The organism is Pseudomonas sp. 008 (assembly GCF_016861935.1).
Taxonomy (GTDB): domain Bacteria; phylum Pseudomonadota; class Gammaproteobacteria; order Pseudomonadales; family Pseudomonadaceae; genus Aquipseudomonas.
The window spans coordinates 342,571-356,348 of sequence record NZ_BOMA01000005.1; the positions used below are offsets into that span (position 1 = coordinate 342,571).

The window sequence follows — 13,778 nt, forward strand, 5'->3', positions numbered from 1 at the left end:
GATGCATGGACGCAACCCTCTTCAATTATCGATGGCCAGCAAGGGGTCGGCCGCCACGGCCTGACCGCCATTGCCCAGACGCTTGCGAGCGATACGGCGCTCCACCCAGCCGGCCAGATGGGTCAGGCCGAAACAGAGCAGGTAGTAGATGATCGCCAGGATGAAAAACACCTGGAACGGCTTGGTCAGCAGTTGGTTGTTGACCTGGTTGGCGGCGAAGGTCACTTCCTGGACGTTGATCACATAACCCAGGGAGGTTTCCTTGATGATCGAGATGAACTGGCTGATCAGGCTGGGTAGAGCGTTGTACAGCGCTTGCGGCAAGATCACCCAGATCGTCGTGCGCAGGTAACCAAGGCCCAGCGCCCGGGACGCTTCGTACTGCCCCGCCGGCAGTGCCTGAATGCCGCCGCGAATGATTTCGCACAGGTAGGCGCTCTGGTAGATCACCAGTGTGCAGAGCATGGTCACGAACCCGGTGATGTTATGGCCGATCAGCAACGGCACCAGGAAGTAGGTCCAGAAGATCACCATCAGCAGCGGGATGCCTCGCAGCACATACACCCAGACCGTGGCGGCCCAGCGCAGTCCGGTCCATGGCGAAACCCGCGCCAACGCCAGCAGCAAGCCGAAAGGGAATGCCAGCAACAGCGCCAGTGCCGCCAGAATCAACGTACTCGCCAACCCGCCCAAAGGGCCGTGCGGGTACTGGCCGATCAGAAACAAGGTCCAGTTTTGCTGCACAATCGAAAAGATATCGAACATCGTCGTCTACCTCGCCAGCGCTTTGTTGAAGCGTCGTGCCAACAGCGCGCCGAGCCCCATCAACAGCAATGAAAAGACCAGGTAGAACACCGTGGCGACCAGGTAAGACTCGAACGTGCGGAAGGTGTAGTTCTCGACCTCGCGGGTGGCGTAAGTCAGCTCCACCACGCCGATGGCCATGGCCAGGCTGGTGTTCTTGAACAACAGCACGGTGTGGTTGATCAAGGACGGCAGGCAGTTGCGTACGCCTTGCGGCAGGATCACGTAACGCATCGAGCGCACATAACCCAACCCGAGCGCCCTGGAGGCTTCGGTCTGCCCGGCCGGAATGGCGCGCAGGCCACTGCGGATGTCTTCACAGAAATACGCCGCCTGACACAGCCCCAGGGCAATCACCGAGAACAGGTATTCAGTGCTGTAGTTCGCCAGCCACAGTTGCGTGGACTCGCTGAGCAAGGTCGGCACACCGAAATACCAGAGCATCAATTGCACCAGTGTCGGCACGTTGCGGTGGTAAGACACGTAGCCGGCCACCAGTCGGTCGGCATACTTGTTGCCGGTCAGGCGTACGGTTACCAGCAACAGCGCCAGGGCCATTGCCAGCAGCCAGGCGAACAGCGCCAGCTGTAGAGTTATTTCGATGCCCTTGACGATCAGCTCGGCATATTCGCCTTGCAGAACCGCGGCCAAATCGAAGTCATGCTTCATGGTCAATCCCCATCGGCATTGGGATAAGGGCAGGGATAAGGCGCCAGGCACAGGCTTGGCGTGGGTACCGCGATGACGGATCAATCCGTTCTTCTGTAGCGTTTCGTGCGGGGGAACTCAGCCCTGGTAATCCTGCGGACGGGCGGTGGAAAGGCCGCCGGGCACTTGCAGGGTCGGGGTGATTTCCATGTGCCCGACGTTGACCGCAATCGGTGCGGCAATGGCAAACGCGATGGCGTCGGCGATGTCCTTGGCCTGAGGCAGTTCGAACCCTTCGACAAAGCGCTTGTAGGTCTCTTCGGAGTCACCGTGGACGTGGGCGAAGATGTCGGTGGCCACTCGGCCTGGGCAGATCTCGGTGACCCGCACCCGCTTGCCAAAGGCATCGATGCGCAACTGTCGCGACAGCATGCTCACCGCCGCTTTGGTCGCGTGATAAGTCGAGTTGCCGCCGAAGTTGTACGCCGCGGCAATCGAACTGATGTTGATGATGTGGCCGCAATCGCGCTCGACCATCCCCGGCAACGCCAGACGAGCCAGGTGCAATACCGCACGCAGGTTGACGTCAATCAGCAAGTCGATGCCTTCGGCGTCGGCCTTGAGAATCGAGCCCGGTTTGTCGACACCGGCGTTGTTCACCAGAATGTCGAACGGCTGGGTTTCGAACAGGCGCGTCAGCCCGGCCAGGTCGGTGACATCGATGGCGTGAGCGATACAGCCGGTTTTAGCGGCCAGTTCTTGCAGCTTGTCGGCGCTGCGGGCCAAGGCATGCACCTGCACGCCTTCCTGACAGAGACGCTCGACGACGGCGGCGCCAATCCCGGAAGAAGCGCCGGTCACCAGCGCGGTTTTGTAATCTGAAAATGGCATGAAGCTGTCCTCGTATTACGTGTGCGGATCACTCGGGTGATCGCAATGGCTTCGACTCTATCCAGCCCTGAAGCGCTGGACCAAGACGGAATGACTGTGTGGCAATAAGCCCTGCTTATGACCGTGCGGCCGTTACGCCAACAGCTGCGAAATCGGTGTGATACAGCCGCCGGCCAACTCGATTTCACGACGGATCGTACGTGCCAGTTCCACTGCACCGGGCGTGTCGCCATGCAACAGGATCGAGTGCGCCGGCACGGCAATGCGCTTGCCATTGAGACTGGTCACCGTGCCCTCCTCCAGCAACTGCCGAACCCGCAGCAGCACGGCGGCCGGTTCCTTGATCACCGACCCCGGCACTTTTCGCGGCACCAGCAGGCAGTCATCGTCGTAGGCGCGGTCGGCGAGAAACGTCGTGGCGACCCGCAGTCCGCATTTCTCAGCAGCGTTTTCGATGGCGCGACTGCTAGACGAACTGATGATTAGCGTCGGATCGAACGCCGCCACCGCACACACCAATGGCTCAGCCAGCGCCGCATCGGCCGCGACCATGTTGCCCAGCGCGCCGTGAAAGCTCATGTGGCTCATGCGGTGACCATTGACCGCCGCCATCCCCGCCAGCGCGCCGAGCTGATAGATCACATAAGTCGCGAGCTCCTTGAGGTCGATGTTCATCTGCCGCCGACCGAACCCCATCAAGTCGGGGAAGCCCACATGAGCGCCCAGATCGATGCCACCGGCCTTGGCCAGGTGCACGGTGTTGTCCATGATCAGCGGATCGCCGGCATGGAAACCGCACGCCACGTTCGCCGAGGAGATCAAGCTCATCAACGCCTCATCCTCGCCCATGCGCCACGGACCGAAGCCCTCGCCCAGATCAGCGTTCAAATCAATTTTCATCACTGCTTTCCTCGCCCGTTCATGCCGCATCCAGGCGCATGAACGCCTCGCCATAACCGACCGTCGTGCCACAAGGCACCAGCACCGCCGTCACCCGCCCGGCCCTGTCGCTGCGGACCGGCAGCAGCAGGTCGCCGACTTGCAGCAGGGCAATCAGTTGCCCTTGTTCCACCCGACTGCCAACCGATGCCAGCACGTCGCTCTGCTCGGGGTGCGTCAGCAGCAATCGGCCCAGGCCTGGGGTTTTCAATAGCGGTTCATCGGTTGCGTTTGCTGCCGCTGACACCGCGATTCGAGCCGGTACGGCAACTTCGTCGGCACTGCGCTTGAGCACCAGGTGCAGCCCCGGACGACGTATTTCCGCGCCAGCCAGGTGGGTCTCCTTGAGCCATACCGCCAACTGGCGGATTTCCTGATTTGTCATGTTCAAATGTCCTTAACGCGAGGCCAGCCCGTGAAGCTCGACCAAGCGGCGAACCTCCTCGAGATAGCGCTGATTGTCTTCCAGGGCTGCGACGGCTTCGCTGTAGCTGCACTCGATAAACCGCACTTTGCTACCGATCGGTGCCTGACCCAGGCGCCACAGGTCGGCCTCGATCACTGTGCCGAATTTCGGATAACCGCCACTGGGTTGCGCGTCGCGCATCTGGATGATCGGTTGGCCACCGTGGGGCACCTGAATCACCCCGGGAACGATGCCGTGGGAACGGATTTCCATGGCGGCCTTGGGCAAGATCGGCGTGCCTTCGAGGCGGTAACCGTAACGGTTGCTCTGGGTGGTGACCTTCCACTCGCCAGCCCAGAATGCCGCACGGGAATCCTCCAGAAAGCACTCGTATTCAGCCGCTGGCAGTACGCGCATGGCCGGCAGCCCATCGCGTTGCAATGGCAACGCCTGGCTCGGCGACACCACCCCGAAATCAGTGGGCAGCGCACTCTTTCCCGGACGCAGCGCTGCGAGTCGGTCGCCCTGCTGCAGGGCTCGTCCCTGCAAGCCACCGAACTCACCACGCAATTGAGTGCTGCGCGAGCCAAGCACCTGCGGCACATCGATTCCGCCGGCCAGGCACAGATAGGCACGACTACCGGAGGTCGGATAACCAAGGCTGAGCACCTGGCCCTCCCTGGCCTGCGCCACCCAGAACGGCGGTAGTGGCTGACCGTCGAGGGAGGCTTCGCAGGCCGCGCCGGTCACCGCGAAAGCACAGTCCTGAACAAACCGCACCTCAAATGGAAACAGCGGAATTTCGATCGCCGCCGCGTCCTCGGGATTGCCCAACAACAGGTTGCCCAACGCCAGCGCCAGATGGTCCATCGCGCCGGAGGTTCCCACCCCGTAACCGAGGCTGCCGAAGCGGCCGAAGTCCTGCACGGTGGCCAGGGCGGTGGCCGATAAAATCTCGATCATCGAATGATCCTCTCGATGCGCAAGCGCAACATATCGCCCGGCCGCAGCATGGCCGGAGGGTTTTGGGTCGGGTCAAAAAATGACATTTCGGTGCGGCCAATGGTGTTCCAGCCGCTGGGACCGGCCGATGCCGAAACACCGGTCTGCACCCCACCGATCGACACGGAGCCAGCGGCAATACTGATCACCGGCACCTGCCGCCGTGGCGTGGCCAGACGCGGGTCCATGCCGCCGAGGTAGCAGTAACCGGGATGGCTGCCCAAGGCGTACACCGGATACAACGGTTCGCAATGCAGGTTGGCGATGGTGTCGATATCCAGCCCGGTGTGCGCCACCACATCAGCCATGTGCGGACCGAACTCACCGCCATACACCACCGGCAACTCGACAATGCGCCCTTCGAGCGGCAGCGGTTGACTCTGCTCCCAGGCCTCAAGCAATCGCTCGCACAATCCGTTGAGGTCGCGCGGCGGCTTGGTGAAGGTCAGCATCAGGTTGTTCATGCCAGGGACCGCTTCGTGTATGTCGGCCCATTGCCCAGCCTGCAAAGCCAGGCTCCAAATGCGTTGTTGCGGCGCCAGATCCAGCTCGCCGGGGGCTTCGAACAGCAAAGCCGTGGACCCCAGCAGGCTGATGTGCGGACGCAGCGATACAGAAGCAGTACTCATGTCGGACTCCGTTGTTGCAGCCAGCGCTCCAGGTGGTGAATGTCCACGCCACCGCTGCAGAACGCCGGGTCGTCGAGAATGTCGCGGTGCAGCGGGATATTGGTCGAGATGCCTTCCACGTACATTTCACTCAGGGCCAGACGCATCCGGGCCATGGCCTCATCGCGTGTCGCGCCGTGGGTGATGACCTTGGCCACCATCGAGTCGTAGTAAGGCGGCACCCGATAGCCGGCGGTGACATGAGAGTCGACCCGCACACCAAAGCCCCCGGGGACTTCCCAGCGCTGAATCAGCCCCGGGGTCGGCATGAACGAGATCGGGTCTTCGGCGTTGATCCGGCATTCCAGCGAGTGACCGTTGAGCTGCACGTCTTGTTGACGCAGCTCAAGCACTTCACCTCGGGCCATGCGCAGTTGCTGCTGGACGATGTCGATGCCGGTGGTCATCTCCGTCACCGGGTGTTCGACTTGCAGCCGGGTGTTCATCTCGATGAAGAAGAACTCACCGTCCTCATACAGAAACTCGAAGGTGCCGACGCCGCGATAGCCGATCTGCCGGCAAGCAGCGGCACAGCGTTCACCGACTTTGGCAATCAGCTCGGCATCAATGCCAGGTGCCGGCGCTTCTTCAAGCACCTTTTGATGCCTGCGTTGCAAGGAGCAATCGCGGCAACCCAGCCAGATCGCATGGCCATGGGCATCGCACAACACCTGTATTTCCACGTGCCGCGGATGACCGAGAAACTTCTCGATGTAGAGCTCCGGATTACCAAAGGCCAGCCGTGCTTCTTCACGGGTCAGCGCGATGGCATCGAGCAGTTCACCCTCCTCTTTCACCACGCGCATGCCACGACCACCGCCGCCGCCAGCGGCCTTGACGATCACCGGATAACCGATTTCACGTGCGATGGCCTGGATGCTTTCATCATCGGTGGGCATCACCGAATCCGGACCCGGCACGCACGGTACGCCGGCTTCGCGCATCGCCCGTTTGGCGGCGACCTTGTCACCCATGGTGCGAATGCATTCGGCGCTCGGCCCGATAAAGGTCAGGCCGGCGGCTTCGATGCGTTCGGCAAACCCGGCATTCTCCGACAGAAAGCCATAACCCGGATGGATCGCCTGAGCACCGCTGACCTTGGCCGCGAACAGCAGTGCAGCCTGGTTCAAATAACTCTGGCCGGGAGACGCCGGCCCGATGCACAGGGCCTGATCGGCGTTTTGCACGTACTGGGCGTAGCGATCGGCCTCGGAGTGCACGACCACGGTCTGTATCCCCAGGCCACGGCAGGCACGCTGAATGCGCAGGGCGATTTCGCCACGGTTGGCGATCAGCACTTTGTCGAACATTGAATTCACCTGAAAGAGGATGGGCTTTGGGATCAGTCGAGACGGAACAACGACTGACCGGCTTCGACTTCGGCGCCACTCTGGGCGAGGATCGCGGCGATCCGTCCGGCGGCTTTGGCCTTGACCGGGTGGAACATTTTCATCGCCTCGATGACCGCCAGGGTCTGCCCGGCTTCGACCTGCCCGCCGACCGTGACAAACGGTGCTTCCCCTGCGGCGGGCGTCAGATGTAGTACGCCGTACAGGCTGGCCTTGACCTCGATGGCCTGCACCGTCGGGGTATCTGCCGTGGATGGCGGCGGTGCCGATACCGGCAATGGCCCGGTCAACGGCTCTGCGGTCAAAACCTTTCCGGCCTGCTTGAAAAGACGAACCGTACTGTCACCTTCGGTCAGACTCAGTTCGAGCAGATCGGATTCGGCGAGCAAATCGATCAACCCCTTGATGCGTTCTGAATCCATGCGTGGGCCCCTGCCTGTCGAGCGTGTCTTAAGTGGATGGGGTCAATGTAGCGAGCCCGCCGAACGACGACCAAGACGCTTTGGCTTTGGGGTGATAAGCCGTCCTTATGACCACTCAGATCAGGCTGCCGCGCATCTCGGCGACCAGTTCCAGCAGGATCGCCTTGACCGCTTGGGCCGGCACCGACAGCGGCAGGTGACCGGACAGACACAGCGCCAGTGGCGCCTCGACCTCGGGCTCGACAATGCGACACATGTGCATCGAGGTGGCGGCGACCATCACCCGCGCCGAGGACTCGGGCAGGATCGTCGAACCGAAGTGCTCGGCGACCGCAGCGGTCAGGGTGATCGAAGATTCGATTTCAGCCACCACCCGCGCACTCAGGCCGATGCGCAGGAAGGCTTCATCCACCAGTCGGCGCATGACGTTGTAGGGACGCGGCAGGAGCATGTCCATGTCCGCCAGGTCGGCCAGAGGGATCTCGTCGAGAGCGCTGACAGCAGAATCGGCACTCACCAGATAGAGGTGCTCGCGCAGCAGCGAGACGAAGCTCAAGCCATGGACTTCACGCCCGCCATAGAGCACGGCCATGTCCATCCGGCCATTCATGATCAACTCGCTCAAGGTGGTGCCGAAGTTTTCATTGAGGTACAGCAGAATGCCCGGATGACGCTCGCGCACCCTGCGCAACAGCGGCAGGGACAGCGTCGAAGCGGCAGTGCCTGGCGCCAGCCCGACCGACACTTGCCCGGACAAGGCCCGCCCCGTGGCGTTGATATCGCTCTGAGCTTGTTCGCACTGGCGCAGAATGATTTGCGCGTGCCCATAGAGCACCTTCCCCGCCTCGGTCGGGGTGACGCCGCGTTTGGTGCGGATCAGCAATTGTTGCTGCAACTCCGCCTCCAGCGTGGCCAGTTGCTGACTGAGTGCCGGTTGGGCGACATGCAGCACATCAGCGGCCTGGGTCATGCTGCCGATATCGACGAGTTTCACGAAATACTTCAAACGACGCAGGTTCACGGTGGCGATGCTCTTGCTCAACAAAGGGGGGCTGCCCACAAGCTTTAGCAAGAGCCAGGCCAGCCCCGAACATTGCACACGTGGTGAACGGCAAGGCTCAACCATAAGCCTTTGCTATGGCTTGATCGTTGCTGCCGGCGTTGATACCCGCCAAGGGCATACAGGCCTGGGCGCACCGTATTAGTGCAAGCACTGTGCAGTTCCAGCCATAAGCGATGCCTATCCGACCAGAACGATCTCGTCTTATGGCGGCCAGGGTAGCGACTCGTACTGTAGGGCCTCGTCAACGTCATCAACGAGGAACGACACGTGACCGCCTCCCGCATCGCCGCCCGTGTGCAACGTATCAAACCATCGCCCAGCAGCGCCGCATCCGACCGTGCGAACGAACTGCGCCGGCAAGGCAAGTCCATCATCAATCTGGTCGTCGGCGAGCCGGACTTCGATACCCCGGTGCACATTCGGCAAGCGGCCAGCGCCGCCATCGAACGCGGCGAAACCCGTTACACGCAAAATGCCGGCACCCCGGAGTTGCGCCAGGCCATCGTCGCCAAGCTGGCCCGAGAAAACGGCCTGACCTACGGTACGAATCAGATCCTGGTCACCAGCGGTGCGAAGAGCGCGATCTTCAATGCCTTCGCCGCCACCCTCGGCGTGGGCGAGGAAGTGTTGATTCCGGCGCCGTACTGGGTGTCGTACCCCGACATGGTGCTGGCCTGCGAAGGTGAACCCGTCACCCTCGCCTGCCCGGAAGGACACGCCTTCAAGCTGACCCCGGCGCAACTGCGCGGCGCGATCACCGAACGCACTCGCTGGCTGCTGCTCAACTCTCCCAGCAACCCGACCGGCGCCAGCTACAGCGCCGCCGAACTGCGCGCCCTGGCCGATGTGCTGTTGGATTATCCGCAGGTGTTGCTGATGACCGACGACATTTACGAGCACATCCGCTACGAAGGCCTGGACAACCCGCACATCCTCGCCATCGAACCAGCGTTGACCGAGCGCACCCTGGTGGTCAACGGCGTGTCCAAGACTTATGCCATGACTGGCTGGCGTATCGGCTACGCCGCAGGCCCGGCCGACCTGATCGCTGCCATGGCGACCCTGCAATCGCAATCGACCAGCAATGCCTGTTCGGTCAGCCAGGCCGCCGCCGTCGAAGCGCTCAATGGCGACCAGGCGTTCGTCAAGGAAAGCGTGGCGGTCTATCAGCAACGTCGGGATCGCTGCCTGGTACTGCTCAACGCCATTGACGGCTTGAGTTGCCGCAAGCCCGACGGGGCGTTCTACCTCTATGTGAACTGCTCAGGTTTGCTCGGTAGAACCACGGCCCAGGGCAAGCAGCTGGACAGCGACTACGACGTGGTCATGTACCTGCTGGAAAGCCAGGGTGTGGCCGTGGTGGCAGGCACCGCATATGGCCTGGCGCCGTTCTTCCGGATGTCGATTGCCACCGACATCAAGACCCTCGACGAAGGTTGCTCGCGCATTGCTGCTGCCGTTGCGGCGTTGAGCTGAGGACCGACGATGGCCGTGGCGACCCTCCCTCCCCTGAGTTTCAAACAGGCCTTGCTGGCGATGCTGGGCATCTCGCTGGTGTTGATGCTCTCGGCACTCGACCAGACGGTGATCGGCAATGCCTTGCCAAGCATCGTCGCCGAACTCAAGGGCTTTGAACTTTACGCGTGGGTCGCCACGGGCTACATGCTGGCGTCTATCGTCACCATCCCGATCTTTGGTCGACTGGGGGATTACTATGGGCGCAAGCCCTTCGTGATCGCCGCCACCCTGATTTTCACCTTGGCTTCACTGGCCTGCGCACTGGCCAGTGACATGCTGTTGCTGGTGATCGGTCGCGCCTTGCAGGGCGTCGGCGGCGGCATGTTGATCGGCACCGCATTCGCCTGCATTCCGGAACTGTTTCCCGACACCAGGCAACGCCTGCGCTGGCAGATGCTGCTCAGCGCCCTGTTCAGTGTGGTCAACGCCATCGGCCCCGGGCTGGGTGGCTACCTGACGGGGGCGTTTGGCTGGCGCTCGGTGTTCTATCTCAATCTGCCGCTGGGTTGCCTGGCGCTGTTTTTTGCCTGGCGCTACCTGCCTTATTACCGCCCGCAGCAACTGACAAAGATCAGCCTCGATTGGCCGGGCGCGCTGCTGATCGCCCTGGCATTGGGCAGTCTGCAGTTGTTCGTCGAATGGCTGGGGCATTCCAGCCTGATGCTGAGTGCGGCACTGGGTTTGATCTGCGTGGCGGCGACTGTCGCGCTGTGCGTTTGGGAACAGCGCTGCACGCATGCATTGCTGCCCTCGGCATTGCTGCGACTACCGAGCATGCGCCTGCTGTTTCTGCTGTCGATGGCGGCCGGCGCGATCATGTTTTCGCTGCTGTTCTATCTACCGCTGTTGCTGCAGGGCAGCTATGGCTACTCGCCGCAAGATGCCGGCCTGTTGATCACACCACTGGCACTGAGTATCACCCTGGGGGCGATCGTCAACAGCCGCATCGTGACCCGTTTGCGTAATCCAAACCTGTTACCGCTGTGCGGTTTTGTGGCGCTGCTGCTGGCATGTTTCTGCCTGGCTCTCGCCGGGCGTAGCGCCTCCTTCAATGTGTTGCTCGGCTTAATCCTGCTGGCGGGTCTTGGCTTGGGATTCATCCTGCTGAACCTGACGGTATTCACTCAAACCCTCGCCGAGCGCCAGTTCCTCGGGATCGCCACCGCGCTGACCCAATCGCTGCGCCTGGTGGGCGGATTGCTCGGAACCGCTTCGATGGGCGTGCTGGTCAACCTGCTTTACAGCGCCAACCTGCAACGACTTTTTATCGCCCAAGGGCACGCCGACGGACTGGCGTTGTACGCCGACCCGCAGATCCTTTTGCACCCCGACGCCGCACTGCTCGAACACCCACAATGGCTGAACCTGGCCCGCGATGCACTGGCCCAGTCGGTGGGCGTCGGCCTGCTGCTCTGCGCCGGCATCGGCGTGCTCGCACTGTTCATCCTGTACCGCTTGCCGCCCGTGAGACTGAACGTCTTGCCGGCCACCGCTGCTCCTGAAAAACAATAAAAACCTTTACTGCCGCTTTTGACTGCCTCTCACAACATTCGACAACTCATGGGGATGACTCCGATGGAGCTTTTCAATCGCGCACCTAAAGTAGTGGCCGGCATTTGCGGCCTGATCATCGCTCAACAGGGTTACGCCGCAGGCCTGGTAGAAGACAGCAAGCTCAGCGTGCTGGCCCGCAACTTTTTCAGTAATGCCGACAACCGCAGCGGCGCCGCCGACCCCAACTACACCCAGGAATGGGGCCAGGGTTTCATCGCCAACTTTCAGTCCGGCTACACCCAGGGCACGGTCGGTTTCGGCGTGGACGCCATTGGCATGTACGGTATCCGGCTGGACTCCGGCAAGGGCCGGCACTACAACCCCGAAAGCAAAAACTTCAACGGCAACATCTTTCCGACCGACAGCGACGGGCGTGCCGTGGATGAGTTCGGCAGCCTGGGCCTGACGGCCAAGGCGAAGTTCTCCAACACTGAACTGAAATACGGCACGCTGGTCCCGATGTTGCCGGTGGTAATGTCCACCGACCGCATGCTGCAACAAACCTTCAATGGCGGGCAGATCCAGTCCAAGGATCTGGAGAACTTCACCTTCACCCTCGGCCAGCTGGAGCATGTCAAAGGTCGCGGCTCAAGCAACCAGATGGGCATGTCCATTCCCGGTGCAAACAACGCGCAGACGGGCGAGTTCGTCAACAAGTTCTATTACGGTGGCGTGGACTACAAAGCGACCAAAGACCTGACCTTACAGTACTACTACGGCAACCTGCAGGACTTCTACAAACAGAACTTTCTGGGCCTCAAATACGATTGGCAGGTCGGCCCCGGCACCCTGCGCACCGACCTGCGTCACTTCGACAACCGCTCCGATGGCGCCAACGGTCATGACCCGGCTTTCTACACGTTTGGCTACTACGGCGACGGCGTCACCAAAGGCAAAGTCGACAGTCGCCTGAGCAGCGCGCAATTCACCTACCTGGTGAACGGCCACACCATCGCCGCCGGCCTGCAGCAAGTCAGCGGCGACAGCGACGCGGTCTGGCTGAACCAGGGTGACGGCTCCACCGCCTATTTCATGACGGAGTCGATGATCGGCAAGTTCCAGCGCGCCGGCGAAACCACCTGGCAGGTTCGCTACGGCTATGACTTCGCCAAGGTCGGGGTTCCGGGTTTGAGTTTCATGGGCATGTACGAAAGCGGTTCCAACATCCGTACTCCCACCGGCGACAAAAGCGAATGGGAGCGCAACCTGACCGTGAGTTATGTGGTCCAGCAAGGGCCGCTCAAAGACCTGAGCATCGCCCTGCGCCACGCTTCGTTGCGCACTGAAGTGTCCACGCAACGGGACAGTGATGAGCATCGAGTGATCATCAGCTACCCGCTGAATATTCTGTAAGAGCCTACACACTGGGTGATGCGCATCGTCACCCAGTGTGCCGTTATAGATGACAGAGACAAGACTGACTAGCCCGCTTCCCCCTTCCCGCGATCTTGCTGAAGATCTGCCTCTTATCCCTGCCACTCTGGGCCAAAAGCTGACGCCATACCTTCGGCGCCCTAGCCAGGTACGTCCATGAATCCTCACCCTATTTTGACATGTTTATTTTCACGCAGTTGATTTGTGAAATATTTTATGTCATTTATATCCTCGCAAATCATCAGGACAGTCCACCTCGCCAGACCGGACGGCAGCCCCGTATCACCAACGCCCCATCCAAGGAGTCAACAATATGAACAAGACAGAACTTCTAGGTGCTCTGGCACTGTGCGCCGCAAGCTTGCTGGCACACGCCGACGAGGACAGCCTGCGTATCGGCATCGAAGCCGCCTACCCGCCCTTCTCCTTCAAGACGCCGGAGGGCAATGTCAGTGGTTTCGATTACGACATCGGCAACGCGCTGTGCGCAGAGATGAAGGTCAAATGCGAGTGGGTCATCCAGGAATTCGACGGCATGATCCCGTCGCTCAAAGTGCGCAAGATCGACGCTGTGCTGTCGTCGATGTCGATCACTGAAGACCGCTTGAAATCGGTCGACTTCAGCAAAAAGTACTACCACACGCCGGGCAAGTTCGCGATGAAGAGCGGCAGCGTGATCAACGACCCGCTGGTCGATCTCAAAGGCAAGAAAGTCGGCGTGCAACGCGCCTCGACCTACGACCGTTTCGCCACCGAGCAGCTGGCGCAAGCCGGCGTCGAAGTGGTCCGCTACGGCTCACAAAATGAAGCCTTCCTCGATCTGGCATCAGGTCGCCTGGACGCCACCCTCGCCGACATCGTCAACACCGACGAGAGCTTTATCAAAACCCCCATAGGTAAAGGTTTCGCGCTGGTTGGGCCGGACATCAACGACCCGAAATACTTCGGCAGAGGCGCCGGGATCGCGGTGCGTAAAGGCGACAGTGCGAACGTTGCACGCCTGAGCGCAGCGATTGACGCCATCCGCGCCAATGGCAAGTACCAGCAAGTGATGGCCAAGTACTTCGCCTTCGATATCTACGGCGAATAAGCCGTTACCCGAAACCCTGGCGCCGGCGTTTGCGGGTGCCACTTCTGGCT

General features: G+C 61.2%; 14 protein-coding genes. 4 read left to right on the forward strand and 10 right to left on the reverse strand.

Features of this window, described 5'->3' with window-relative positions; translation table 11 throughout:
• Window positions 1–21: 21 nt before the first annotated feature.
• The 10 genes from JUI81_RS13150 to nac all read right to left on the reverse strand — a co-directional run bounded on the left by JUI81_RS13150 (window position 22) and on the right by nac (window position 8,150).
• Window positions 22–765: an amino acid ABC transporter permease gene (locus JUI81_RS13150; RefSeq protein ID WP_007935477.1), complete on the reverse strand. Its 744-nt coding sequence runs from the start codon at window positions 763–765 to the stop codon at window positions 22–24.
• Window positions 766–771: 6 nt separating this feature from the next.
• Complete coding sequence (locus JUI81_RS13155; protein ID WP_007935475.1) at window positions 772–1,473, reverse strand: amino acid ABC transporter permease; 702 nt, start codon at window positions 1,471–1,473, stop codon at window positions 772–774.
• 117 nt (window positions 1,474–1,590) lie between these two features.
• Window positions 1,591–2,343 (reverse strand): SDR family oxidoreductase, encoded by a 753-nt coding sequence (locus JUI81_RS13160; protein WP_007935474.1) that lies wholly within the window; start codon window positions 2,341–2,343, stop codon window positions 1,591–1,593.
• 132 nt (window positions 2,344–2,475) lie between these two features.
• Window positions 2,476–3,243 carry a LamB/YcsF family protein gene (locus tag JUI81_RS13165; protein ID WP_204124424.1) on the reverse strand — a complete coding sequence of 256 codons (768 nt, stop codon included), beginning with the start codon at window positions 3,241–3,243 and terminating at the stop codon, window positions 2,476–2,478.
• Window positions 3,244–3,262: 19 nt separating this feature from the next.
• Window positions 3,263–3,667, reverse strand: a complete 405-nt coding sequence (locus JUI81_RS13170; protein WP_204124425.1) for a biotin/lipoyl-containing protein — start codon at window positions 3,665–3,667, stop codon at window positions 3,263–3,265.
• Between the two features lie 12 nt (window positions 3,668–3,679).
• Window positions 3,680–4,651, reverse strand: a complete 972-nt coding sequence (locus JUI81_RS13175) for a biotin-dependent carboxyltransferase family protein (RefSeq protein WP_204124426.1) — start codon at window positions 4,649–4,651, stop codon at window positions 3,680–3,682.
• Window positions 4,648–5,319 carry a 5-oxoprolinase subunit PxpB gene (gene pxpB / locus JUI81_RS13180; protein WP_204124427.1) on the reverse strand — a complete coding sequence of 224 codons (672 nt, stop codon included), beginning with the start codon at window positions 5,317–5,319 and terminating at the stop codon, window positions 4,648–4,650. The genes JUI81_RS13175 and pxpB overlap by 4 nt, the downstream gene beginning before the upstream one ends.
• On the reverse strand, window positions 5,316–6,668 hold the full coding sequence (gene accC / locus JUI81_RS13185) for an acetyl-CoA carboxylase biotin carboxylase subunit (RefSeq protein WP_204124428.1): 1,353 nt from the start codon (window positions 6,666–6,668) through the stop codon (window positions 5,316–5,318). Before accC ends, pxpB begins: the two co-directional genes overlap by 4 nt.
• A 32-nt stretch (window positions 6,669–6,700) precedes the next feature.
• Window positions 6,701–7,129, reverse strand: coding sequence for an acetyl-CoA carboxylase biotin carboxyl carrier protein subunit (locus tag JUI81_RS13190; protein ID WP_204124429.1), 429 nt, complete (start codon window positions 7,127–7,129; stop codon window positions 6,701–6,703).
• A gap of 115 nt (window positions 7,130–7,244) precedes the next feature.
• Entirely contained in the window at window positions 7,245–8,150 is a 906-nt protein-coding gene (gene nac / locus JUI81_RS13195; protein WP_204124430.1) for a nitrogen assimilation transcriptional regulator NAC, read from the reverse strand.
• 309 nt (window positions 8,151–8,459) lie between these two features.
• Between nac and JUI81_RS13200 the strand changes: the two genes are divergently transcribed.
• The 4 genes from JUI81_RS13200 to JUI81_RS13215 all read left to right on the forward strand — a co-directional run bounded on the left by JUI81_RS13200 (window position 8,460) and on the right by JUI81_RS13215 (window position 13,728).
• Window positions 8,460–9,668 carry an aspartate transaminase gene (locus tag JUI81_RS13200; protein ID WP_204124431.1) on the forward strand — a complete coding sequence of 403 codons (1,209 nt, stop codon included), beginning with the start codon at window positions 8,460–8,462 and terminating at the stop codon, window positions 9,666–9,668.
• 9 nt (window positions 9,669–9,677) lie between these two features.
• Entirely contained in the window at window positions 9,678–11,222 is a 1,545-nt protein-coding gene (locus JUI81_RS13205) for an MFS transporter (protein ID WP_204124432.1), read from the forward strand.
• A 63-nt stretch (window positions 11,223–11,285) separates the two neighbouring features.
• Window positions 11,286–12,617 carry an OprD family porin gene (locus JUI81_RS13210; RefSeq protein WP_204124433.1) on the forward strand — a complete coding sequence of 444 codons (1,332 nt, stop codon included), beginning with the start codon at window positions 11,286–11,288 and terminating at the stop codon, window positions 12,615–12,617.
• Between the two features lie 334 nt (window positions 12,618–12,951).
• Window positions 12,952–13,728, forward strand: coding sequence for an ABC transporter substrate-binding protein (locus JUI81_RS13215; protein WP_204124434.1), 777 nt, complete (start codon window positions 12,952–12,954; stop codon window positions 13,726–13,728).
• Window positions 13,729–13,778 lie beyond the last annotated feature (50 nt).